The following is a 24196-nucleotide window of genomic DNA, read 5'->3' as shown; positions in this document are numbered from 1 at the left end:
CGAGTCCCCGGTGCCGCACCCAGCCGAGCCACTGTGCGAGCCGGAGTACTCAGCGTTCGCGGTCGGTCATACGCCGCTTCATTGTGGTACGGGCGAGCTGCTGCATCGGCGGTTCACCACCGGCCCGGCCATGCGCGGCAGCGCACTCCCACCGGATCGCGGTTGCTTCACCCACCGGCGGCGCCGGCGGGTTGGTCACGAAGGTGAACGCGGGTAGCTCCCGGTTGCCGACCAGCAGCCGGGCCGCGGCGGTGTAGACGTCGAGGTGGGCGAGGTCGTGTTCGTCCAGTTCGGGTTTGGTGTGTCGGGACAGGTCCCGCGCGTCAGCGGGGTCCACGTTGAAGAACAGCTTCGTCCGCGCGTTGGCCGACACCGCTGCGGCGATGTCATTGGGCAGTTGCGCCAGGTCCTGGTGCGCCAGGACGAGCCCGAGCCGAAAACCGCGCGCTTCGGCCAGCATGTCCCCGACGCTGCCGGGGAGCGTGAGGAAGTTGTGGCACTCATCCACGTAGAGGTTGGCGTCTCGTCGCTGGGCTTCGGGGATGCTGGCGCGGGCGCTGGCGGCCTGCCAGACCCGGGCGACGATCATCGAGCCGAGGATGCGGCTGGTCTCCTCGCCGAGGATGCCCTTGGGTAGCCGGCAGAGCAGCACTCCGCCGTCGAGTACCCGGCCCATGTCGAATGATGAGTGGGCGTTACCGATCACGGATTTCACGAAGTCGCGCAGCAGGAAGGCCCGGAGTCGGGCGAGGACGGGTGCGATGACCTGGCCCCGGAACTGTTCGTTGATGCCGTCGTACCAGAGCCAGAACCCGCCGAGGCCGTCCGGGTCGTCCAGGCCGTGGGTGAACCGGGCCCGGAAGTCCCGGTCCTGCAACAGCGACGGGACCAGGCTCAGGGTTGGTTTCGCATGGCGCATCAGGGTGAGGCAGGCGACGCGCATGGTGTCGTCCATGCGGGGGCCCCACTGGCCTTGGAAGATCTTGGCGAAGATGCCGACGAGGTTGTCCACGGCCAGGTGCGGATCGCCGCCGTCATCGAGGGGGTTGAAGCAGCCGGGGTTCTCCTGGTCCGGGTCGATGATCACGATCTTCTTGGCGTAGGAGGCGGGTAAGCGGTCGAGGATGTCGGTGATGAGGTCTCCACGCGGGTCGATGACGACGGTCCCGCGTCCGGACTTGATGTCGCCGAGGATCATGTTCAGCAGCAGCGTGGACTTGCCGACGCCGGTCTTGCCGACGACGTGTACGTGCTGGCGGGCGTCGGCGACATGCATGCCGATGCTGTGGTGGCCGATCTGTGAGCGGCCCAGCACCTTCACGCCCCGGCCGCCGGAGGGGACCTGCACGGGCGCCGGCACGGCCTTGGCCCGGGCCCGGTCCAGGCCCGGGACGGCGAGGTCTTGCGGCAGCGCGGCGAGGGCCGCGAGTTCCGGGACGGTGGCCAGGAACCCGCGCCGCAGTCGCCGTCCGGCGATCGTGGCCACCGGGTGGGGCATCTTCATCCGGCGTAGCCGGTTCGGGCCGGTGTACGCCGCTGCGGCCGAGGCGATGGTATGGCCGAGCCCGCGGAGGCGTTCGCGGACGTGGTTGGCCTGCTCCTTGTTGACTGGTGCGCGGTCGGCGGCGACGGCGAAGCGAACCGCGATCTCGAAGTGCGGCACCCGCACCGCCTTGTCCACGACGCTGCGGGCGTTGGCGGTGGCTACCGGATCCCGTTCGGCTGCCCGCGCCGCTGCGGTGCGCGTCGGGCTGTGCGGCCGGGACGGGCCGGGCAGGAAGACCTCTAGGAGCCACAGCAGAGGCTCGATCGCCAATCGCGCCGCACCCGAGACAGCGTGGGCCGCGATGTCGGGCCGCCCGTGGGGGTGATTGTGGGTGGTGGCCGCCGCCCTGCGGGCCACCCGCACGCGGCGGGCGGGTGCCGGGCGGGCGAGGATCTGCACGCAGGCGTGTTCGCGGTGCCGGACCTCGGCCCCGGCGGCAAGCAACGCCCGAAGCGGGTCGGTGTCGTGCTCGCTGCGCAGCGGCAGCCCGTCGGTGTGCTGCGGCCAGTGCGCCCCGCCCACCTGCTCGCTCACCTGGGCGGGGATCGGCGCGGCGGCATCCGCGGACGTGAGGGTCGCGGCGGGCCAGGCCGCCCGGATGGCGGCTTCGACCGCGCCGGGCGGCACCGTGCCCGGCACCCAGACCCGGATGGTCAGGGCACGGCCGGTCCAGGTGTATTCCCACCCGACGTGTGGGTACCCGTACACCCTGCGTCGCCACACCGATGGTGTCAGCACGGCGACCAGCGTTGTCCAGAACGCTGCGGCGGCCTCGGCGGTAACCTCCGGCGGTGCGGCGATGGTCAGCCACCGCGCGCCCGCCGCGAACCGCTGGTGCCGCCAGGTCAGTAGCCGGTCATGGCTGAACACCGCTGCGACGATTGCGGCGGCGGCGAGGAAGCCGAGCCATGGCCGGGCGATGACCCAGTGCCCGAGGTCGGTAGGCCAGGTCGGGGTGATCATCAGTCGGCCTCCCCGATCCCGGTTACGGCGAGCCTGTGCTCGGCCGCCGACCCCACTGCGCGGAACGGGATCCGGCTACGACCGGCGACGAGGAGTCCCTCGCCGCGTGCCGTCGACAGCAGCAGCCGTGATTCCCCGGCGGTCAGGCCGAACGCCTCGGACACCGCGTCGATGGACTGCGTGCTCTGGCGCATCAGGACCTGGGTTGCGGCGTTGGACACGACGGCGAGGCCGAGGTCGGTCGACAGCACGTCGGCGGCGTCTTGGGTGATGACGCACAGTCCGGCGGAACGTTTCCGGGCTGCTTTGGCCATCCGGAATAGAAATCGGCTGCCTTCGCCGTCGCGCATCAGCAGCCAGGCTTCGTCCACCACGACGAGGTGTCGTCGCCGGCGAGCGGTCGTGGCGGGGGTGTCGATGCCCGACCAGATCGAGTCGAGCGCCAGCAGCATGCCCACCGTGCGCAGCTCGTCGGGCAGGTGCCGCAGCGACCACACCACCATGTGACCTCGCGGGACGGTCGTGGTCGGCCCGTCGAACAGGGTGGCGAAGTTCCCGACTGTCCAGGGGGCGAGCCGGGCGGCGAGTCGCTCGGCGGCCGGGTCGTTGTCGGCGGCGAGCATGTCGGCGAGGTCCCGCAGCAGCGGCGCGGGTTTGGTCCAGGTAGCCGGGTCGCCGTTGATCCCGGCGCGGGCGTAGGTGGCGGTGATCGCCCTGTCCAGCGCGGAGCGCTCGCCCGCCGGCGGGGCTGCCCCGAGCATGACCGCGATCAGGGTGTGCAGGTGCAGGCCGCGTCGGGTGAGGGTGTCGGGCCGGTGGTCGGCGGGCAGATCGAGGGGGTTGACCCGTACGCCCGGTTGGCCCAGCTGCACGACTGTGCCACCGACGTGCTCGGCCAGGGGCGCGTACTCGTCGTCGGGGTCGATGACGGACACGACGGTGCCCTGATAGAGGTTCCGTAGGACCTCCAACTTGACGAAGTACGACTTACCCGCGCCGGAGCGGGCCAGGACGACAGAATTGTGGTTGTCCTGTGCCCACCTGTTCCACATCACGACCCCGTTGCTGGTCGTGTTGACGCCGTACAGCAGCCCCTCGGGCGCAGCGATGGTGCCGGGGGCCGGGGCTGCGAGGTCCGCCGAGGCGAGGGGAAACGCCGCTGCGAGTGCGGTGGTGTCGAGGATGCGGCGCATCCGCAGCGGGTCCACACCGATCGGTAGAGTGGAGATCCAGCCCTGGTGGTGCCGGAACGTGGCTGGTTGTAGGTCCAGTAGCACGCTGGCGGCGGCGGACTTCACGCCCGCGGTGACGGTGCGAAGCTCGTCGAGGGTGCGGGCGTGGATGGTGACGTAGATGCCGGTGTCGAAGAGCTTCGCCGCGCCGCGAGCGACGCGTTCCGCGAGTTCGGCGGCGTCGGCTGCGGCCGCCTCGACCATGGGATCACCCACGCGTCCCTGATCGGCATCGAGGCGGCGCGAGGATTCCAGGCGGGCGCGCTGGCGCTTGAGCATCGGCGCGGCCAGTTGCGGCACCACCGGGTCCAGGTGCACTGAGACGTCGACCCGTGCCGGGTAGGACAGCAACGGGTCCAACCAGGCTGGGCCCACCTCGGCCGGATAACCGCACACCGCATAGGTGGCGGCATACCCGTCGCCGACCTGCACGTGCCACGGCGTGACCAACAGCGCTGCGGGGGAGGGCATCGCCTCCCCGCCCGCGACACTCGTCTTGGGTCTTTTCAACAGGTTCATGATGTGCTCCGTAGGGTGATCGGGGCGCCGGGTACCGCACGCGGGCCAGGCACCGGCGGGGAGAACGGATCGACCGCGCCGGCCAGCGCGGAGGCGACAGCCGGCCCGTCCAGAACTGTGGCTTCGACACCGAGCCCGCACAGCGCGCGCACTGCCGCGTCGGCCCCAAGCTCTCCGCTGACGACGGTGAGTACCTGGCGGCGCAGCGGATCGCGCTGGCTGTCGAGGTCGAGCAGGAACTCGGCGTAGTCGCCGGCGGCGGCTTGCAACGCCGGGTGCGACAGTCGCGGCGCGTGGTCGACAGTCGCCTGCGCATAGACGGTCAGGTCGTGCCGCTGCGCAGCCACGACGATCTGCGCCGGGCCGGTCAGGCTGTTGAGGAACCGGCCAAACCCCTCCAACAGCGCGCCCTGTTCACCGCCGGTGCGCAGGTGGATGTTTGTCGTGCCGCAGGCGATCAGGACCTTGCCGCTGCCCTCACTGGTCAGGACTCCGGTCGGACTGACCGCCGTGATCGGAGAACGCAGCGGCGCCGGCAGGGCCGGCTGGCCTGCTACGACCGCGACGGAGCTGGCCCGAGCCCTACCGGGAGTGAGTGTGCGGGGGTTGAGGCTGAGCGCCAACCCGTGCCGCAGCCATACGTCCAGCGGCAGGCCGTCACGGCGGCCGAGTGCCACCGCGACCGACGCGGCGAACACGATCGCCCCGGCACCAATCCAGGCCACCGGCGGCAACAGATCCCCGAAGGCGCGGTAGACACCGAATCCGACGAGGCCGGCGCCGCCGACGATGCCCAGTTGTCTGAACGTCAACCCGAATGCGATGCGGTCGGGCTCGTTGACGTTGGCCGGGACGACGGCGCGCGGGACGTTGTCCTCGATTGTCATCGCCCACCTCGCAAGGCGGCACGTCCCGGCCCGCCGAACGGGAGACGACGGGTGATGCGCTGGATAACCACTGCCCGCAGCAGAACCCCGCCGATGTTCGGCGAGCCCCTGCCCATCGTGTAGCGGCGCATCATCCCGGGGATCTTGACCGTCATCCACAGAACCGCCGCAACCAGCAGCAGGTTCAGCACGTCTGAGCTCGGCAGGCCGATCAGGACCGGAATGCTCGCGTCCGGGTCGGTGAGCAGTTGGATGCCGTTGGAGAACGCGACGGCCTGCAGCACGGCCGTGCCGAGGCAGCCCAGCAGGCTGCGCCACCACAGGTCGGCGGTGGGTTGTGTCCAGGGCAGGCCATAGCAGGCCAGCGCGACCGGGGCGAGCCCGGCCAGAATGACCAGCACCGCAACGCGTACGACCCAACCGGTGACTAGGGTGAACATCAGCCCGACGATCAGCAGCCCGATGATCAGGGCGACGAGGGCGTTGGCGGGGTCGATGAGGGCGGCGGCCACGTGGGTGCGGGCCATCGTGACCGCTTGCGTGGTCGGCGCTGCGGTGCCGACCATGGCCACCGTCAACGCGTTGGCGACAGAGATGAGCACGGCGCAGAGTGGGACCGCGAAGTTCGACAGGATGAACCCGATAACGAGGCGTGGCAGGAATTCCTTGACGCCGTATCGCATCTCGAACGAACTGCTGGTCATCGTCACGATGCCGGCGGTCAGCAGCGCGAGGAGGTAGCAGGCGTTGACGACCAGCGCGCTCTTCGCGGCGATGGTCTGCACCTGCGGCAAGACGGTGACGTCCGGCGACAGGAACATCGACGACATCAGATAGGATAGGAGTCCGCCGAGGAGGTCTTGCAGCCGATCGGTGAGCCATTCCACCAGGCCATTCATCATCCAGTCGATCATGGCCGCTGCCCTCAGCCGCCGATGATGCCCTGCAGCACCTGCAGGATCACGGGGGACAGGACCGCCAACGCGTAGCCGATCAAGGCGGACTTGAAGTTTCCCTTCGCCTGCTCGACCTGGGCCGGGTCACCGCCGGCGGCCATGTAGCGGAGGCCACCGATGACCAGGAACATTGTCGCGACCAGCGCGATGATGCCCATGATCCACGCGGTGATCGAGGAAATGACCTCGTTGATTGATTTCGGGGCCGCCAGCGGCTGCGGCGCGGTGGCGGCGAGGTCGGACAGGACTGACAGAGTCATGTGCATAGCGACGCTCCACAAAAATATGCGGGCCGCCGCGGTGGGGACCAAGGCGAAGCTTCGATTGGGCCGGTGGGGGCGCTCCTCCCTTGCGTTAAGCGAAGGGTTGCGGTGTCAGTACGCCGCGCCAGCCGTGCCGGACCACAGCCTCACCGGATAGGAGATCCCTACCGGGCGGGCATGCCATGGATGACATGCACCGCCCAGAACTTGGCTGTCAGACCGATCGAACTCACCACGCGCCTGTCACGACCCGACAAGACCGGTCAGTGCCTTACGTAATCCCCTGGTCTCCTTTCTCAGTTGACCTGCGCCGGTTCTCAATGTTGTTGCCTCGACCAGGCGTGTTTCTCGGCGCAGTCGCCCCAGGCGGGCCATGGTTGAGGTCACGTGTCCCGTCCCACTTGAACTGGCGGGCAGAACGCAATCGTCGGGCAGTTCCGCTGAGACAGGACAACCAAGGGGGCGGCGGTGAGCGGCAAGGCAGGCAAGTGTCGACGCCGGCTCAACCTGGACCCCTCTGTTCCGCCCGGAACCAGGGGGTCAGTTTTCAGGCGGAGCCGACAGCAAGTCCGACCGACTCGTCCCCGCGCGGCCTGCCACCGTGCTGGCAACCGATCCGATTTCGGCACGGAGCGCTGGGCGATGCCGCTTGCCAATCTGCCGATGGCGGCGCACTGACACCTGGAATCCCAGCTACTAACGAGCCGTCTGGGCCGGCTCCCGTCGGGCCGACTTGATGTCAACGCCACCACCGTGACCGCGAAGACGGTGGACGAGCGGCGCGGAACAGTGAGTCGTGTTGGTGGCCGAGGTCGCGAGCGTGGCATCCACCACCCAATTAGGCGAATCAAGTACATAATTCGCGGATACCGCAGAGCTGTGGGTCAGGCCTAGGCCACCATCGGCTTCGGACCACTGCTCGGACTGAGCCGGCGGCCCGTCGTCACCGCCGGACAGTCCGGTGCCGATTCGTGCAGGGTGTGAAGGAGTGACTCGAGCATGCGCCGAGCTGGAACGATGTTGATCGCTGCCGGGTTCGTGCTGGTGGCAGTCGCGGGCATGCCTGCACCCGTGGTCGCCGCTGACGGAAAGTCGGGTGACGGCGGGAAGAAGTGCGCTGCCGAGCGGGTGTTAGCCCAGCCGCCGTTTCCACCAACGAACGTGAATTTGTTTACGCCGGAGACGTACTCGCAGGCGTCGCCGATGGTGCCGGCGCCGCCGCGGCGGATCACCGAGACGCAGTTGCGCGTGCAGTTGGCGAAGGCGTTGCTGCCGCGGGCGGCGCGGCATCCGGGGGTGGTGAAGCAAGGGCTGGCGGTCTTCGACGATCCGAAGATCAAAAAGATCATTCCGGATCCGAACCTGCGGGCCGCGTTGGCGTCGCTGGTGGGTGGACCGTCGGAGGTCAGCGTCGAGACCATCAGGTCCGGCTTCTACGCCAAGGTCATCTTCGCGGCGCTGCCTGCCTCCACCATTGCGCAAGTTTCGCCCGACACGCAGGGTGACCCGCAGATCCTGTTCAATGAGCGGTACCGCTTTGAGAACTTCAGCCTGCTCGGCGTGGCGATGGCGCATGAGACCCTGCACCAGGATCCTGCGGTCGGTGGGATGGAGGAGTACATCGCCTACGCCTTACACAGCGGCTACTACGGGCAGTTACTCCTTGAGCAACCGAAGCTGGCCACCAGCGGCACCGAGCTGACCCGGCGGACCAACACTCAGCTTCTGGCCCTGGTGAACACCCGGGACGCGAAGGGTCGGCAGAGCTTGACGGCGAATCGGGGCAACGTGTTCCCCGGCGGGAAGCCCCTGGCCAACTTCCGGTCGATATTCCCCGCCGACCTCGGCCCCGCAACACCAGGGAATCCGGATCTGAACGCTTTCCTCAGCGCGATAACGAAGACCCGGCAGCGCAACGCCAACTTTGACCGGGCCACCGCCGAACTTCTCGACGTCCGGTTGCTCTGGGCGCCGCCCGAGGGCCGGCTGCGCGTGGCCAAGCTGCTCCAACTCAAGCTCCCCAAGGGGTGCCCGCCCTGGCCGCAGCCGACGGTGCCCACGCAGATTCCAGCCGGCGATCGGCCAGCCGAAGCCGCATCCGCCGCCAGCCCGGCCGAACCCCCGACGTCAACCGACCCGACCGGTGCCCTCGCGGCGACAGTGACCATGGTTTCCGGGCTCGCCCTGCTTCGGCTTCGACGCGGTCACGGCCACCGTGCGGTGCCGTGTCGACTCCACTGATGGGTACCCCATCCAAGGCCCGCCGCGCTGGACCGCTGACGGCGGCTGCAGCCAGCTTGGCCGCAGTCGCCGCTTTGGCGGTCTATGTGTCCGGATCGGAGCCACCACGTACCGCCGGACTGTCGGCCCCTGGTGAGGGCCGGACAGCGACGAGCCCATCGAAGCCGTACCCCATCAACCCCTCAACAAAGCACAACCGGCCCTTCACGTCCACGGTGTCCGCCGTTCCGGGACCGACTGCCGTGGCCACTGCCGCTACGGCTGTGACCGACCTGTTCCGGTTGACCACGCTGGAGCCGGGATCCGTCCGGCTGCCGCTGGGGGGCACGGCGCGGGTGATCCGCCGTGAGATCGGCGGAGACGGCATGCTGCCCCTGCCTGATGGCATCGGGGACGCGGCCTGGTGGGGATCGGCCCTGAGCGCCGGGACCGGAGCCGCCGTACTCGCTGGGCATGTGAATTGGCGAGGCGAGGTGGGGCCCTTTGCCGAGCTTTGGCGGGCCGGGCACGGCGGTCGGGTCGAGGTTGCCGACGAACACGGGAGGTACCGGCGGTACCGAATAATCGAGGTACACACCGTGGCCAAGGCCGACCTGCCCCGTCGCGCCCCGGATCTGTTCGGGCAGCACGGCCCGCACCGGATTGTGCTGGTCACCTGCGGTGGCCGATGGGTCGGCGGGCCCCTCGGTTACGAGGCGAACCGAATCGTCGTGGGCTACCCGGACTGACCAGGCGTCCGCGTCATGCTCGCCATCAGTCTCCGTGCGCATTGCCGGCCACATCCGCGCGGCGCCGGCACTCAGTTGAGTGCGACCCGTGCATCGCAAGGGATCTCGCGAAGTAGGCGACTTCAATGTGTGTCCTGGCGCCGAGGCCAGGGAAGTGCGAGGTCAGGCTGCGATGGCGGCATTGCGTGGGCGGCACGAGCGAACGGGGGTGGATAGATCACCTCGTGTGACGGCAGCGGCGACGATCCGTTCGGCTCGGCGGCGGCGCATCCGTAGGGCCGAGGCGGCCACGCCCCGTTCAGCGGCCAGGTGCTCGATCAGAGCGTCGCCGAAACGGGTCGCGCTGATCAGTTCGGCGGCGTCGGTGGTGATGAGGCCGGCGGTGGCTGCGCGACCGAGCAGCAGGTCCGGATGTCCGTAGGGCATCTTCGGCGACCGTGAGCCGCTGGGCAGGTTGAGAGGGAGTTCCTCGCCGTCGTCGGCCTTGATGACGGTGACGCCTGCACGCCAGGCTGCCCAGCACAGCCGCAACCACAGCCGGGGCGGGGTGAGGTCCGCCGTGCGCAGGGCGTGAAGGAATCCGGCGAGGACTTCGGAGTCGACGTCGTCGGCGTGCCGGGCACGGCCGCGGCTGATCTTCGCGGCGAGGTGTGTCAGCGCGGGTAGTGCGATGCCGATCGCGCCGACGACCCAGGCGGGTCCCCATTCGCGGGCGTGGTGGGCGAGCTGTCGCCACAACTCGTCGGTGGTGTCGCTGTCGTAGTGCTCGCACTTGAGCAGCGTGCGCAGCTCGTCCAAGGGAATCGTCGTGTCTGGTAGGCCCGGGACTGGGCGCGCGTCGAACGCCAGGGGCGCCGGTTCGTAGGTCAGGAACGCGAATGCGGTCTCCGCGGTCGTCAGCGCTGTGTCGGTCGTCCGGACGCGACTGGTTGTTGCCATGGTGATGTCCCCTTCGACAGGGAGCCTGTCGCCTGGTGCGAAGGCCGAGGCCCTTGATTGGGACAGCACGACCTGTCACCAGAGCTGGGTTGACAGATCGGGTCAGACCGTGTCCGGTCGTGACAGGTTCACCGTCGTCAGGGCGGCCCGCGCCCGCAGGCCCGGCTGTCAGACTGTCGCGGGTGACGGGTGCTGTCAGATCGGGGGCGGGTTCGATCGGCCTGTCAGCAGCGCACTGGGGATCGTCAGTACGCCCGCCGGTTCGGGGGCCACCGTGCCCATGACCGACAGAAATCATCACCGCGCACCAGTTCCCGTGGGGGACGTGGTGCCCGGCGACCCACCCGTGCCGATCACTGTCTGGCCGGTCCCCGCCCCGCACGAGGGCGAGGCCATGTCCAACGCGATGGGGGTGCGGTTGGTCCACAACCTCACCCACCCGTCCGACCTCATCATCGACCTGGCCGAAGGACCGCAGTTGGCCCGCGCGATCATCGCGGCACACCGCCGTAGTCATCTGCAGGCGGCCCGCGCGGTCGGCTGGGGCCGCGAGTCGGCGACGCTGATCGTCACTGGCTGGCCGCTTGCCGAAGCCTCTCCGATCGACTTCTTCCTCCGCTGCCGTGCCCATCTCGTGCCGGGAGGCTGCGTGGCGGTGCTGCTGGCCCACGGCGACATCGCTCTGCCAGTCGATGTCGTCATCGCCGCCAAGCGGGCCGGGCTGGCGTACCTGCAGCACATCGTGGCGGCCGACCGGCCGCCCCGGCCTGGTCAGCAGGCGCAGCTGGCGATCCATACCGACGTGCTGATCCTGACCCGCAGCGCGATAGAGGGCGGGCGCGCCGATGGGTGAGCAGCTGTCGATCACCTCGGTGTGGCTGACCTGCCAGATACCCGCCCGTGACCAGCGGCGAGGCCGCTACGTCCGGCAGACCTCCAGCCATCCCGCCAAGATGTTGCCTCACCTGGCCGCGCACGCGATCAGCAAATACACCGCGTTGGACGACATGGTGTTCGACCCGATGTGCGGGTGCGGCACCACGCTGGTGGAAGCCATGCACCTCGGCCGCCGCGGCATCGGGATCGACATCGAGCCCTCCTATACCGCCCTCGCCGAGGCCAACGTTGCCCTCGCCGCGTCGCAGGGTGCCGCCGGCACTGCCAGGGTATTCACCGGGGACGCCACCGATTTGCTCGACCTGGTGCCCGCGTCGGTGGTCGGCAGGGTGAGCCTCGTGCTTACCTCGCCGCCGTACGGGCGCGGGACGCATGGCCTCGTACAGACGACGGGGACCGGGGTACGCAAGCGGGACCACCTGTATGGGGACCGGGAGCGTGGCAACCTCGCCTACGCGGGGTGGTCCCGCCTGCTCGACGGGTTCGCCTCCATCCTGTCCGCCAGCTACCAGCTGCTGCGTCCTGGCGGAACCGTGGTGATCACCTCCCGGCCGGTACGCCGCCAACGCGATGACCTGATCGACCTGCCCGGCGAACTGCTCGCCGCCGCACGGTCAGCCCGGCTGGTCCCGGTCGAGCGGACAGCGGCGATGCTCGCCGCCGTCCGCGACGGGCAGGTCGTGCACCGGGCCAGCATGTTCGGAATGATGGCGGTCCGCCGCAGCCGCGACGACGGCATCCCGGTGCACCTGGTGGCGCACGAGGACGTGTTGGTCCTCCGCCGCCCTTGAGAGCCTTGCCTTCTTCAGGAGTATCGGACCCGCCAAAGCAGGCGCCGGATGGGGCTCACCAAGCCGCTGCCGGTCAGCTAGGCGGGCCTCAGTCCTGGCTGGTCCCGCCGCAGCCAGCAGACCCGGCACGAGATCGGGGTTGCCGGGCTGTCAGGTTCTGCCAGGAGGCCGAACCTGACAGCCCCGCAGACAGCGCCCCGGACCAGCTAGCTTGAGGGCTCTCCTTACTTCCCATGTGCCTCTGATTTGACGCCTCGCGCGACGGCATCGCGCCCACCAATCACGGTCGGCCGCCGCCGCCAGCATCGGATCTGGCACGCACCAACCCCAACCTCGCGCCCTCGCGCGACCAGGGTGCGGCTCCACCATCCCTTCGGGCGGCCACCAACCGGTGGCCGCCTTTTTGCTGCCTTGCGGAGGACAACATGCCTCGTCCCACCCGGCACCTGACAGACGGTGAGGTCCCAGCAGACCTCCATCAACTCACACCGCACGGTCTCCTCCACCGCACCTTTACGGCCATCGTCGAACACACCGACGTGCACCCGGACCACGACAGGGCCAACGTTCAAGTGGCTGCTTGCGCCGGGTTGGTCACAGGTACGCCCTCGGCTACTACGGGCAGTCAGGCGGTGCAGTGATGACCGGCGGGAGCCCGGCGGACCAGGTCCGTGCTCTGCATGCCGAAACGACGGCCGCCGTCGAGCAGCGGACGGCGTTGGCCGTCGAGGCCCGCTCCGTGCTCATCGCCGCGTTGCACAGCAGGCTGATTTGTCGGCCGGGATGCGAGGACGCTCTCGCGACATGGGGCCTGGATCCGCTGCCGCAACGGTGGACTATTTCCGGCGAAGCGCAGCTGTCGTACACGCGGTCGCACACCAGCCATGACGAGGCCCGCGAGCAAGCGCGCTGGGGTGTGCCGAACGAACTGCGCCAGCTGCAGCCGGCGATTGCCGTCTACCCGCAGCACGTTATCCACGTGGCACGCGCACCCGGCGGCGACGACGTACCTGGGCCGCAGCGGTACATGATCACCGTGCAGGTCATGCTCCACACCTGGGCCACGGCGGTCCGGGAGGCCGACGCGCGCGAGATCGCTCGCACGACGATGGACACCCATCTGCGGGCGCTGGCTGAGGCCGGCATCACCCTGTCCACGCCGACCTGGCAGTGCACCGAGAGCCCTGACGATGCCACGCCGGACCCAGTCGGCATCGATGCGCAAGGCGCTGCCGGCGCGGTACAGCTAACAGACGGCGACGGGATTGCCGCTGCGACGGTGGCGCGTGATGTCGCCGTTCACGCCCTCGTGGGCCTGCGACGTAGCATCCGGGCCCGCGCGATCCGCGCCCTGGTCGACGACGAGTTCGGCGGCGTACACCAGCACGCGGCCCAGCGGGTCAACCAGTTCCTCGTCGACCTCGGCCTCGGCCCCCTGCCTCAGGCACACCACATCACGGTGACCGCCGACCTCACGCTGCCGGTCGGCGACGGCACCGCCCAGGATGCCGGCGACGCCGCACGACACAGGATGCGCGCCGCCACCACGATCAACCCGGACGAGGCACGGCCGTGGACCTCGTACGGCTGGAGCATCCCTGAGAACGCCACCGTCGATCAGGACGGCTGGCGGATTCATTGGCGGCACGAGTACGAGATGTGGCTACGCGGACATGACACTTCCGCCGACGCCACCACCGCGGCCGAAGCCCTCGTCCGCGCGGACTTGACCCGGGCACTGGCCGGAACCGACCACTGCCTGGTGACGGTGACAGCCAGCGTCGAGAGCCAGGGCATCGATTTCTACCTGGACCCCGACAGCGACTGACTCGTCTGCCGCCGAATCTCTACGTCCCTGAGCAGACGCCAACGGACTGCCTCCCGGGGCCGCCCTCGGTTGGCACCCGTTTCCGGACCGGCGCTATGTGCGACGACCGCGCCGTCCCGCCGGCTTTCCACTCCTTCACCGCCCTCTCTGACGGGAGATCAACGTGTCGTTCCCCGACAACAAACTGACGGTCCGATCCTCAGCCGACCTGGCGACCGCGGTGCCGTACCTCATCGGGTTTCATCCCGGCGACGGCAGCATCGTCGTGATCGCCTGCCGAGACCGGCGCATCGTGTTCGCCGCCCGGGGCGACCTGCCAGCACCCGGATCCCCCGCACATCACCTGCGCGACCTCACCGCTCACCTCGTCCCGGTCGTGCAGCGGCAGCAACCGATCACCGACCTCGTAATCGTCGGCTACGGCGCCCAGGGACACATCGACCCGGCACTGCGTGGCGTCGGCGACGCGTTCACCGCCGCCGGCCTGACCGTGCGGGAACTGCTGCGGGTCACCGAGAGCCGCATCTTCAGCCTCACCTGCGGCGACCCCGGCTGCTGCCCGCCACAGGGAACCCCCGTCGAACCCACCACCTCGCTCTTCGCCGTGCACGCGACCGTCGCCGGGCTCGTCGCAAGGCCGGACCGGGCGGCAGTGGCAAGCCGCTTCACCAGAGACGACAGCACCGGCGACGGCATCCGACACGCCACGACCGAGGCGACCGCCCGCATGACGGCCTTGGAGACCAACGGCAGCGCCGCGGTGTACGAGGCCGGCGTGCACGCAATCCGCAGCGCCTTACGGCAGCACGACGACGGCACGGGTCTTACCGACGACGAGGTGGCCTGGCTGACCGTGCTGCTGACACACCGACCCGTCCGAGACCTCGCCGTCGATCGCACCCAACCGCACGACCAGCACGTCACCTTCTGGGCCGAGGTCACCCGCCGCGCCGACGAGGCGCTCGTACCGGCGCCCGCGACCATCCTCGCGCTCACCGCATGGCGCTGCGGCGACGGCGTACTAGCCCTCATGGCCGCCGAACGTGCCCTGCAGATCGACCCCGACTACCAGCTCGCCGGCCTGCTCCTGCAGGCCCTGCACGCCGGCCTGCCGCCCTCCGTCTTCGAGCAGGCGACCACCAGCACCCAGCCCAACCCTTCGAACCCGAACACCCTTACCGAACAGGAGTAACACGGTGGATCCCATTCGCAGCATCCTGCTGTCACTCGCCCGCACCGCCGAAGAAGCCCGACTGCGCTGGAACGCCAACCGCGCCGCCCTGCGCGCCCGCGGAGAAACGCCCACCCGCGACGAGACATTCGCCTACAACGTCCAAGCCAACCTGTGCCTGATCACCGCGATCACCGCGGCCAACCTTCCAGCGAACTTCCGCCTCTACGACACCACGCTGTCCCGAGACCCGCTCACGGCAGCCGCACAACTTCGCCAGGTCACCTCCGCCTACGACCACAGCGGCCCGATCGAGGCCGCACACGAGGCAGCGCGCCTGGCCTACAAAGCGGCCTTCGCCGAACCACTCACCGCCCAGGAGCAGCACTACGTCGACCTGCTCGTCGACCTGCCCGCCGCGCGACGCGACAAGATCATCGAAGTGGCGGAGGAACGCTCCCGCCACCTGCCGCAATGAGCATCGGCTCGCCTGCCGCCGGCACCCCATTCGCCCCGTCGACCAGGGGCGCAGCAACACACGCTGCACCCTCCGCGACTGCCGCGGAGCAGACCCCGCGGGCGCCCGACAGCGTCGGCCACGGCGGGGGAGTGAGCCACGACGACGCAACGCACCGCCCGGCACCACCAGCCACGCCAACGGCCCACCACCGCAGGACCCGCCCCGGACGCAGGGCGCACGTGGCATGGGCAGCAACCCCAGGAAAGGAACTGATGAGCCTGTACACCCTCACACCCAAGCCCGGATTCGAGCGGTACACCATCCAGGTCGGCTGGAACCCCCACCGCACGTACGTCGCCACCGTCGTCGACTTCAGCTGGGACCCGGTCACCGAACCCCACCACCAGCCCGACACCATCCACCTCGGCCGGATCGAGACGATTCTCGACCCGGCCGAGGTGCTTATAGCCGTCGCGCCCTACGCCGACATACCAGCCGACCTACCCGCCAAACTCCGCGCCGACCAGGCCGCCCACCCGGTGCGCCGCTGACACCAACTCCCGGTTGCTCGGACGTCGCATCGCGCCAACGGCGGCAACCAGGTTGCAGGCACGCCATCACGAGCACTGCTGACTGAACCGCACCGATGGCGCCCTCCGCGGGGAGGTCGTCGTCATCCCCGATGCCGTGAGCCCGACCGGCACGAACCGCACACCCGGCCCGCCATAGGCGGGCCGTCGTCGTATCAGGACCCGGGACGCGCCGCCTGGAAACGATCGCGTCCCGGGTTCTCCATTGAAGGAGGAACCCAGTGTCCCTACCACTGATCATGATCGCCACCGCGGTGGTGGCGCTCGCTCTCGGCAGGCTCACCGCCTGGCCGACGATCCGCAGCCTCCGCACCCAACTCGCCGACGCCACCTGGTCGATGCTCCACGACCCGCTCACCGGCATGCTCAACCGCGCCGGACTGCAGGACGCACACGCGACCCTCGCCGACACCGCCCCCGCACGGCCCATCCTCGTCGCCCTGATCGACCTCGACGACTTCAAACGCATCAACGACACCCACGGCCACGACCAGGGAGACGACCTCCTCATCCACGTCGGCCAGCGCATCACCGACATCGCCGCTCTACATGGAGGCGCTGCCGCGCGGCTCGCCGGCGACGAATACGCCGCGATACTGCCGGCCCGCACCGGCGACGTAGACCGCATCGCCGACGCCATCGTCACGATCATCTCCCAGCCCGTCGCGCTACCCGCAAACGGCAGCAGCCCCGCTCCGGTCACCATCGCCGCCAGCGTGGGCCTGGCGCTCGTCGACACCAACGACCCCTTCGCCGAAGTGGCCCTGCACCGCGCCGACGTCGCCATGTACCACGCCAAGCGAAACGGTCGGAACCGCCACGCGATCTACCAACCGGGCATGACCATGCCACCCGCACAGCACCGTCGCGGACCCCGCCTGCGTGACCGGCACCAGCCGACCGGCGAGGCCACGGCATGACCGGCCCGCACGAAGAGATGGCCTGCCAGACCTGCCTCTCCCCGCTGAACACCCTCGGCATGCCCCCCACCTACGTCCACCCGACCCACCTCGCCACCGACGGACACAAACCAGCGCCCGTCCCGGTCAGCCAGCTCGACACCGTGCGCCGAAGCTGCGACTTCTGCGGCGACCCGCACCCCATCTGGACGATGCACGGCGGCGAGGTGACCGCCATCGCCATCGGCCCCACCGCAGGACTGCTCCAAGACTTCGGCGACACCTGGGCAGCATGCGCAGCCTGCCAAACCCACATCGACGACGGCCGCAACGACAAAGTCATCGACCGTGCGGTACGGGCGCTCAGCCTCGCCAACCATCCCCACGTACGAACCCGAATCGAGGAGCTGCACCAAGCGTTCCTCAACGCCCAACTCGCCGGCCGAACGCTCATCACGACGACCACGTGGCCGGCAACCACCATCACCGCCACAGCACTGCCCAAGGTCCGTGACCGGCTCACCCGCTTCTACCGCGGCACCGACAACCTACCCGCCGCGCTCGGAATCACCGACACGCGCCAGCAGATAGCCACCGGCCTCGAACGATCACACCTGTACTGGATCGACAACGACTTCACCGACCTGGCTGAACACGCCGCAGGACAGCTGCCCGACGTACGCATCAGCCGCGACCTCATCCCCTCCGCCGACGGAATACTCATCTGGCCCCGGCCAGTGACACACCTGCAACTCACTGCCGCATCCTGGACCACCACCACTCACGGCCGGACAATAGTCCTTTACCGCACCATCGGCGGGGGACTGCACGGCAAACCGTTGCAACGGTTACGCGAACAGGTCGGCTGGCTCGCACCAACGCGCGCAACCCACCTCCCCGAACAGCATTTGACATCCGGTGACCATCCGGCGGCAGCGTTGGTCGCGGCGTGGCTGCTAATCGCCCAGCAAGCTGCAGACGTCACCGCGGCACGAGTCGACAAAGCCGTCGCCAAGACCTACGCCCGCACCAACCGACCCGTACCCGAGGTGCGCATCGTGCGGATACGCGGCCGCCGCACCAGTCCAAGGCCGGACGGCGACAAAATGCCAGGCAGCCCGGGGGGCCCTCAGGCCAGTCGATCCTGGGTCTCCGGACATTGGCGCAACCAAGCCCACGGCCCTGGCCGATCGCTGCGCCGCCCCGTCTACATCCACCCCTTCCTCAGGGGTCCCGACGATGCGCCGATCAAGTTGAGCACCACCGTACGCGTGCTCAGCAGCCACCAACCCAAGCCCCAAGATCGTAAGTAGATGGCGATGTCGGCGGTGGCACGGTTCCGTCCGTCCCGCCGCCGGCATCGACGCCCAGTCGTCCAAGACGGCTCGTATCCAACTAATAGGCGGGAGAGGATGAGTCATGCCCGAGGCCTTCGTAGCAGAGCCACCGTGCGCGGTGTGCGGACGACCGGCAACACACATCGAACTCGTCGCCCCCGGTACCCGTCCCGCAGACTGGCCGCGCTGGTCACCAGCGCAGCGCGACGCCTACAACGCCGCGCGACAGCGCGACGGAGCCCAGCAGTGGTGGCTGCTGTTCTCTGGGATCGAGGCCGGCAACGGATCCGGCCGACCGGTGGACCTGGCCCATGCGGATCGGATCGCCGTCGCCTTCACCCAGCCCTACCGGTACGCCGCCATTACCGGCGCAGGCTTCTACGACGATGCCGGATTCTGCGGTCAATGCGACACCCCGTACTGCTACCACCACTGGAACGTCTCCAGCACTGGCTACGGAACCTGCCCTCAAGGCCACGGCAAGAGCCTCAATCCGCACTGGTGGCCCGACGATCTCTAAAACCCTAGAATCCGTCGGCCGACCTGAGCCACGAAGACGATCCGTGGGGGGGACAGCCCCTATGACGTCTGCAACCGTACTGATGCCGAGCTGCTCGTAGCGGCACATCAGCCTGTCGGCGTGTGCTCGCCCTGGCATCCCGTCGACCTCCGCGGTGGCGGGGAGAACGCGACGAGCGCGCCTGCACACTGGCGCCATCCGCTGTAGGTACGAATCGGCACACGCGCTCGCCTGGCTGTTCCAAAGCGGTTTGCTGAGAGCGCTTCGTTCACACCGAAGAGGTCACTGGTTCGATCCCAGTATCGCCCACCGTGGATGTATGCAGGTCAGAAGCCTGTCACCGGAACCACCGGTAACGGGCTTCTGCCGTGTGACCCCTAAAATTGAAAGCAGATTGGGAGCATGGCGCTCCCGCACTCTGGTTACCTGGGATCCCCTGCGGCCCTCGCAAGCGTCCGTCGGCGTCCGCTCGCTCGGATCGATTGGTCGTGTCAGCCCTGGCTTTGGCACTCATTTGTGAGTCGCGCTCGGCGGTAGTTCGGGTTGGGTGCCGGGATAGAGATGATGCCGGCGTTGCTGCCGTACCTGGCAGGCCTGCGATTGGAAGCGGTGGTGGTCCGGGGCGTCGGAGTCAGGATCGATACAGCGACATAGACGGTGCGGGCACGGTGCGGTGTCTGTGGTGTCTGGTCGACCACTGTGCCTGGTCGCTATGTGCGGCGGCTAGTGTCAGGTTGGTGGACATGAGGTCCTGGTTGCGTTGACGGTCCGCCGATTCACGCTGTGCGGCCAGCCCGGTTGATTGCTACAGGGCGCAGAGGCGGGCCGCAACTACGTCGACCTCGCGGGTTGCCGGAGCGAGATCGACGTCGTCGGTCTGCAGGTGCAGGTTGATCACGTCGAAGCCGTCTACGGACAGGGCGGCGCGGATGCCCTGGGCTACTCCGAGGCACGCCGTGATGACGCCGACGAAGGCAGCGCCGACGGCGGTTCCGGCGAGTTGGACTGATCCGCATGGATCGCGTCGCTGAAGGTCGGCGAGGGCGGCGGTGGCAGCACGGCGTTGCTGGGGGACGTCACCCTTCCACCCCGGGACCTGGTCGCTGAGGATGTAAGCGGGGAATCGGCGCAGGAGTACGGCGTTGAAGTCAGCCGGTCCGACGCCGAGTCCGGCGTCGATGGCGAGCTTCCAGCCGACTCCGGAGATGAGCCTGCGAGGGTCGAGGCTGTCGACGCCGAGCAACGCGACATGGTGGTCGTCGGCCAGTACGCGGCTGGTGTGATTGAGTCGCCGGTCGAGGATGACCACGTCGTAACCGGCCCGCTCGAGTACTGCTGCCGCGAGGCGGGTCTTGCGGACCGGGTCCGGCTTCACCGGGGTGAGGAGTCCAGTGCTGTGGTTGGCGTCCACGACGCGCTGGGTGTCTTGCAGGACGATCTCAACCTGGGTCGGGTCAGCGTAGGTGAGCCAGGACATCACCCAGGCGTAGGCCTGGCCAAGGTGACCGAGGCCGACGATCCACCAGGCTGCCGGGGCGTGGGACAGTTCGGGCCCGTCAGCGCTGCTCCCCGGCTGCCACAGATTCACCGTGATGGTGCGCCAGCCGGCGTCGCTGCCCGGGCGGTTCCGGATCGCACCGAAGGCCTCGTGCACGCCGAGGGCAGCGGCGGCGATCGCGGCCAGGATGTTCCCTTCGAGGCCGTGGTCGGGCCCCGTGTCGGCCGGGTGAACGTGAGCGGTCCAGCCGCTCCACTTGGCCCGGAGCCGGACGCCACCGCCGGACGCCGGCAGCCCAGCGTCGCCGAGGTACAGCACGGGCCAGTCCGCCGGTACGTCGGTCAGGTCATCGGCGAGCCGGCCGCCTTCCTGCTCGATCATCTGCACGATGGTGTGCCCTCGGTGTGGTCCGGCAGTCAGTGGCAGATGGCCGTCGGTGATCACTATGACGTGGCCGAACGCGCGGACCGCAGTCGCGACGGCCGTGCACAGGGCGGCCTGGCCGCGCACGTCGGCCATGCTGTCCGCGACGATGGCCATCCCTGTCGCCACTTGCGCGTCGAGCGCGGCGGCGACAGTGGCTTGCGTTCCCTCGTGTACGGCCAGCAGGGCGGTGCGGTTGAAGGTGTCGGTGATTGAGGGGGTCATCGTGTCTCCTGACGTTCCCGGCGGAAGCGGAAGCGGGATAGCATCCGGCGCCACCACGGTGTGCGGACAGCGGCCAAGCGCCGTCCGGACACGAGCAGAAGGTCAGCGGCTTGTTCTCCGTAGTAGGAGGCCCAGTCGCCGTTCACACGCACATGGACTCCGAGCTGGGACACGTCGGTGACGCCGGCCGCGAAGTGTGGAGCGATCAGCGCGACGTGGCCATCTCGGGCAACCATGGGGTGGGTCGCGTCGAGCCGACTCTGCTGTACACGGTGGGCCGGGTGGGTGTGGATGTCGCCGGCCACGCGCAGTCCGTTCCGGCGGCAAAGATTCTGCAGAGCGGTGTAGCCGGCAGCGTGGAAGTCGATCCTGCCAGTGAGGCAGTCGGGATCGAGGTCGTCGTAGAACGCGATCGCGGTGACTGCCTGGGGCAGCTGGTTGTCCGGGTGGGTCCGGTCGGTGAGCAGGAACGCGCCGCTCTCGCGGTGTCCCTGCCCCCGCTCGGCGAGCCCGGCGAGCAGGACGTCGAACAGGTCCGGTTTGATCGTCAGACGGGCAGTCACCGGGCAACTCCGTTCTGGGGCATCGTCGCGCAGGACAGCTCCCGGTGCAGCTCGCGCAGGTAGAAGCCGATCGTGCGGCTCGCGTTCCAGGATCGCTCCGGGCGCTCGGTGGCCCAGTTCGGGTGACTCGTGATACCGGCTCGATCGCAGGCCAGGTACGGCGCGTTGTTGTTCGACGGCGACCAATCCGGGCGGAAGATCTCCGGGCTGCGGCCGGAGATCGGCCAGTCGGCCACAGGCAGCGGCGCGTCCGCGACAATGTTCCAGGGCTGACCCGCGGGCGCCTGGAGCGGGTAGTCCTGGACGTCGAGCCGCATGCCCAGCTCCGCGTTCTCGCCGACCGCGATGGCCACCGTCAGGACTGGCCAGGTGAGGTTGACGACGCGCCAGGACCCGGCGTCGACACCGGCCTCGACGTCGGCGGCCGACAGATGCCGGCGTAGCCGTCGCAGGTTCGGGTCGACGCCGGGCTCGGACGCTGTGCTCATCCCTGCGGCCGGACCGTGTGGACCAGGTCGACCGTCGTGCTGCAGGTCTGCCTCGGAACGAGGGTGGTGACCGGCATGTTCAGGTCCAGGTCCTCAGTCTCGCCCGGGAGCCGCAGGACCAGATCGGCCGCATCGGCCTGGCTGATCCCGAACGCCGCGATCGCCCGCTTGCGGACCTGACGCAGCCGGATGGCCGGGTGCACCTTGACCACCTTGTCGGCTCCGGCGTACCCGACCGTGACCGCGATCTGGCGGCAGGCCGAGGTGGCAAGGTGACCCGACCGCCCAGCCAGGGCCGCCTCGACCGTCACGGTCACGTCGAGCTCGGCCTCGTCGTCGACCACGAACGCCTTCTCATCCTTCTCGAGGACGAGAAGGTCACCGAGCCGTGCATCAGGCTCGACCTCGCGGGTCTGGGCAACGGCCTCACCGGCCGTGAACTTGTGAATCCTCACGTCTGCTCCTCTGTTTCAGCGGGTCCGTGTCGACGGGCTCCGCGGTCTCGGAGACTGATGGTTCGGCACCGGTCGTCCCCGAAATTTCGGTTTCACTGAGACCAGTGAAACAGGTGATCGTGTCCGGCGCAACCCTCGAGCGGCCTTTGGTCCAGTCCGACGTCCCGAGAGCGTGCGTGCCCGGTTCGAGCTGTCATGCTTGGTGGGTGCGTATCGAGCTAGCCGGCCGGAACCCTCTCCGACGTCGAGAGCTGAGGGCTGACTTTCATGGCGACACGGGGAACCTGGTGCTCGACGCGCGAGGACTCCAGTGGGTCAGCCCGCTTGAGCTCGCCGCCATCGTCACGATGGGGACCGTCGCTGACGCCCGCGGCCGTGAAGTCCGCCTGCTCGTTCCTCACGACCCGAAGATCGCGTCTTATCTCGTGCGGATGAACGTGGTGGAGCTACTCAAGCCCTTCGCCGAGATCGATGGGGCGGTCCCAATCCAGGAGCGCCGGGACCACTCCGACAAACTCCTCGAGGTCGCCGAGGTCACGCCCACCAACATCGAGGTTGTTTGCGACAGGCTTGGCCTACTGGTCACGGAGCGGCTTGGACCGGAAGCGGGCAGAGCGGCATTCGACAGCCTCGCCGAGCTACTCAACAACGCCACCACGCACGGCTACAGCAAGACCGGCGCCTTCACCGCCGCCCAGCTCTACAGCGGCACTCTGAGCCGTACACCGGGGTTCGAGTTCGCCGTCTGCGACTGCGGCGACGGGATCCAAAAGGTCCTTTCCAGCGCCACCAACCAGGATCTGGAAGGACCCGCGGCTCTCGAGCTGGCACTGAATGGCGGCGTCAGACGCGCCGAAGGGCGAGGCCACGGACTACCGAATCTGTGGCGGCAGGCCATCCGGGGCTGCAAGGGAGGTGAACTCATGCTTCGCAGCGGAGGCGCCGTCGCCACCGCGAAACTCCGCTCGGACCCCATCTCGATCTACAGCCGGGTCGCCGAACCGGTGGACGGTACCTGGGCCTGGCTGCGCGTCCGGGTTCCATAACGGCCCGTAACGTGTTTCAATCAGTCAGGTGAAACCGGATCCCGCTACGACCGTCACCTACGACGTCGGACAACCCCGGGCGTTCCTGTCAACCAGGGAACGCGGCAGGAAAGTACTTCACGACCTAGAAGACCGCATCCCGCCTGACGCCAGCCTCCTCGTCATCAACTTCGCCAACGTGGAGGCAATGACCGTCAGCTTCACCGACGAGTTCCTCCGCAAGTACTACTCCACCCTCGCCACCCAGGACGACGGCCCGGCCTGCGTTCTCGTGACCGGACTCAACAACGACACCCGCGAAACGATCGTCATCGCCTTCGAACGCCGCGAACTTATCGCGCTGGAGCGACTCGGCGATGACCTTGTGCCACTGGCGGCGTCGGATGTCCTCTCGGACACCTTCAAGCTCGCTAGGGCGCTGGGAACTTTCACGGCGACGGCGGTCGCTGAAAAAATGGGCATCAGCGCCCCAAACGCAAATAACAGACTCAAACGTCTCGTTGCGGCGAGAGCCCTCGTCCGGCGGCGTGGGGTGGCCGAGCGCGGTGGCAAAGAATTCAGCTACTCCGCACTCGAACTTTGAGCGAGGCTCTGACGACGTCAAGGGACTGAAGAGGCGTGAACGTCGGCTTTTCAGCTACAGCAACTCACTGATTGGCCACGGAGCGCCTCGCGGCTCGCGGTCGGGGCGCCGTTTCGGCACACTGGCCAGAGTGGATCTGGGTGCACGG

General features: G+C 68.6%; 23 protein-coding genes and 1 tRNA gene. 14 read left to right on the top strand and 10 right to left on the bottom strand.

The annotated features are described in order from the left end of the window. Positions 1-49 precede the first annotated feature (49 nt). The 5 genes from DLJ59_RS19265 to DLJ59_RS19245 are packed head-to-tail and all read right to left on the bottom strand — an operon-like array spanning position 50 to position 6363. Complete coding sequence (locus DLJ59_RS19265) at positions 50-2509, bottom strand: type IV secretory system conjugative DNA transfer family protein (protein WP_244236122.1); 2460 nt, start codon at positions 2507-2509, stop codon at positions 50-52. Beyond that, positions 2509-4260 (bottom strand): VirB4 family type IV secretion system protein, encoded by a 1752-nt coding sequence (locus DLJ59_RS19260; RefSeq protein WP_167493873.1) that lies wholly within the window; start codon positions 4258-4260, stop codon positions 2509-2511. The genes DLJ59_RS19265 and DLJ59_RS19260 overlap by 1 nt, the downstream gene beginning before the upstream one ends. Continuing rightward, positions 4257-5147, bottom strand: coding sequence for a PrgI family protein (locus tag DLJ59_RS19255; RefSeq protein WP_124774031.1), 891 nt, complete (start codon positions 5145-5147; stop codon positions 4257-4259). The genes DLJ59_RS19260 and DLJ59_RS19255 overlap by 4 nt, the downstream gene beginning before the upstream one ends. Continuing rightward, entirely contained in the window at positions 5144-6049 is a 906-nt protein-coding gene (locus DLJ59_RS19250) for a TrbL/VirB6 family protein (RefSeq protein ID WP_244236121.1), read from the bottom strand. Before DLJ59_RS19250 ends, DLJ59_RS19255 begins: the two co-directional genes overlap by 4 nt. A gap of 23 nt (positions 6050-6072) precedes the next feature. Beyond that, on the bottom strand, positions 6073-6363 hold the full coding sequence (locus DLJ59_RS19245) for a pilin (RefSeq protein WP_244236120.1): 291 nt from the start codon (positions 6361-6363) through the stop codon (positions 6073-6075). A gap of 1002 nt (positions 6364-7365) precedes the next feature. Here DLJ59_RS19245 and DLJ59_RS19240 point away from each other — a divergent pair. Continuing rightward, positions 7366-8607 carry a hypothetical protein gene (locus tag DLJ59_RS19240; protein WP_124774029.1) on the top strand — a complete coding sequence of 414 codons (1242 nt, stop codon included), beginning with the start codon at positions 7366-7368 and terminating at the stop codon, positions 8605-8607. A 263-nt stretch (positions 8608-8870) separates the two neighbouring features. Continuing rightward, positions 8871-9335 (top strand): class F sortase, encoded by a 465-nt coding sequence (locus DLJ59_RS36985; protein ID WP_208648763.1) that lies wholly within the window; start codon positions 8871-8873, stop codon positions 9333-9335. A 162-nt stretch (positions 9336-9497) separates the two neighbouring features. Here the strand turns inward: DLJ59_RS36985 and DLJ59_RS19230 are convergent, their stop codons facing one another. Further along, complete coding sequence (locus DLJ59_RS19230) at positions 9498-10274, bottom strand: hypothetical protein (protein ID WP_124774027.1); 777 nt, start codon at positions 10272-10274, stop codon at positions 9498-9500. 394 nt (positions 10275-10668) lie between these two features. Between DLJ59_RS19230 and DLJ59_RS19225 the strand changes: the two genes are divergently transcribed. From DLJ59_RS19225 to DLJ59_RS19180, 10 genes are all read left to right on the top strand, one after another. Beyond that, positions 10669-11127 (top strand): hypothetical protein, encoded by a 459-nt coding sequence (locus tag DLJ59_RS19225; RefSeq protein ID WP_244236119.1) that lies wholly within the window; start codon positions 10669-10671, stop codon positions 11125-11127. Then, entirely contained in the window at positions 11120-11962 is an 843-nt protein-coding gene (locus DLJ59_RS19220; RefSeq protein WP_030334794.1) for a TRM11 family SAM-dependent methyltransferase, read from the top strand. Before DLJ59_RS19225 ends, DLJ59_RS19220 begins: the two co-directional genes overlap by 8 nt. 739 nt (positions 11963-12701) lie before the next feature. Beyond that, positions 12702-13790: a hypothetical protein gene (locus DLJ59_RS19215; RefSeq protein WP_124774026.1), complete on the top strand. Its 1089-nt coding sequence runs from the start codon at positions 12702-12704 to the stop codon at positions 13788-13790. A 163-nt stretch (positions 13791-13953) separates the two neighbouring features. Beyond that, complete coding sequence (locus DLJ59_RS19210) at positions 13954-14982, top strand: DUF4192 domain-containing protein (RefSeq protein ID WP_124774025.1); 1029 nt, start codon at positions 13954-13956, stop codon at positions 14980-14982. 4 nt (positions 14983-14986) lie between these two features. Next, positions 14987-15439: a hypothetical protein gene (locus DLJ59_RS19205; RefSeq protein WP_124774024.1), complete on the top strand. Its 453-nt coding sequence runs from the start codon at positions 14987-14989 to the stop codon at positions 15437-15439. A gap of 254 nt (positions 15440-15693) precedes the next feature. Continuing rightward, entirely contained in the window at positions 15694-15972 is a 279-nt protein-coding gene (locus DLJ59_RS19200; RefSeq protein WP_124774023.1) for a hypothetical protein, read from the top strand. Between the two features lie 260 nt (positions 15973-16232). Next, positions 16233-16931 carry a GGDEF domain-containing protein gene (locus DLJ59_RS19195; RefSeq protein ID WP_124774022.1) on the top strand — a complete coding sequence of 233 codons (699 nt, stop codon included), beginning with the start codon at positions 16233-16235 and terminating at the stop codon, positions 16929-16931. Beyond that, entirely contained in the window at positions 16928-18223 is a 1296-nt protein-coding gene (locus DLJ59_RS19190; protein ID WP_124774021.1) for a hypothetical protein, read from the top strand. Before DLJ59_RS19195 ends, DLJ59_RS19190 begins: the two co-directional genes overlap by 4 nt. Positions 18224-18329: 106 nt before the next feature. After that, positions 18330-18767: a hypothetical protein gene (locus DLJ59_RS19185; RefSeq protein WP_124774020.1), complete on the top strand. Its 438-nt coding sequence runs from the start codon at positions 18330-18332 to the stop codon at positions 18765-18767. A 243-nt stretch (positions 18768-19010) separates the two neighbouring features. Then, positions 19011-19076 (top strand) — tRNA-Val (locus tag DLJ59_RS19180). 496 nt (positions 19077-19572) lie between these two features. On the opposite strand, the gene DLJ59_RS19170 is transcribed toward DLJ59_RS19180, so the two are convergent. The 4 genes from DLJ59_RS19170 to DLJ59_RS19155 are packed head-to-tail and all read right to left on the bottom strand — an operon-like array spanning position 19573 to position 22419. Continuing rightward, the gene (locus tag DLJ59_RS19170; protein ID WP_124774019.1) at positions 19573-20913 is read right to left on the bottom strand and encodes a hypothetical protein; all 1341 of its coding nucleotides are present in this window, start codon (positions 20911-20913) and stop codon (positions 19573-19575) included. Continuing rightward, complete coding sequence (locus DLJ59_RS19165; RefSeq protein WP_124774018.1) at positions 20910-21476, bottom strand: hypothetical protein; 567 nt, start codon at positions 21474-21476, stop codon at positions 20910-20912. The genes DLJ59_RS19170 and DLJ59_RS19165 overlap by 4 nt, the downstream gene beginning before the upstream one ends. Beyond that, a complete protein-coding gene (locus DLJ59_RS19160; RefSeq protein ID WP_124774017.1) occupies positions 21473-21964 on the bottom strand; it encodes a DUF7665 family protein in 492 nt (163 codons plus the stop codon). Before DLJ59_RS19160 ends, DLJ59_RS19165 begins: the two co-directional genes overlap by 4 nt. After that, entirely contained in the window at positions 21961-22419 is a 459-nt protein-coding gene (locus DLJ59_RS19155; protein ID WP_124774016.1) for a ubiquitin family protein, read from the bottom strand. Before DLJ59_RS19155 ends, DLJ59_RS19160 begins: the two co-directional genes overlap by 4 nt. A 206-nt stretch (positions 22420-22625) precedes the next feature. On the opposite strand from DLJ59_RS19155, the gene DLJ59_RS19150 reads away from it, so the two are divergent. Both DLJ59_RS19150 and DLJ59_RS19145 read left to right on the top strand, forming a co-directional pair. After that, positions 22626-23465: a hypothetical protein gene (locus tag DLJ59_RS19150; protein WP_124774015.1), complete on the top strand. Its 840-nt coding sequence runs from the start codon at positions 22626-22628 to the stop codon at positions 23463-23465. Positions 23466-23493: 28 nt separating this feature from the next. Further along, a complete protein-coding gene (locus DLJ59_RS19145; RefSeq protein WP_124774014.1) occupies positions 23494-24048 on the top strand; it encodes a MarR family transcriptional regulator in 555 nt (184 codons plus the stop codon). Positions 24049-24196: the final 148 nt, after the last annotated feature.

Origin of the sequence: Micromonospora inaquosa, from assembly GCF_003857055.1 — a bacterium.
GTDB classification, from domain to species: domain Bacteria; phylum Actinomycetota; class Actinomycetes; order Mycobacteriales; family Micromonosporaceae; genus Micromonospora; species Micromonospora inaquosa.
The sequence above is the reverse complement of the archived record's forward strand: the minus strand, read 5'-3'. Positions and strand labels throughout refer to the sequence as shown.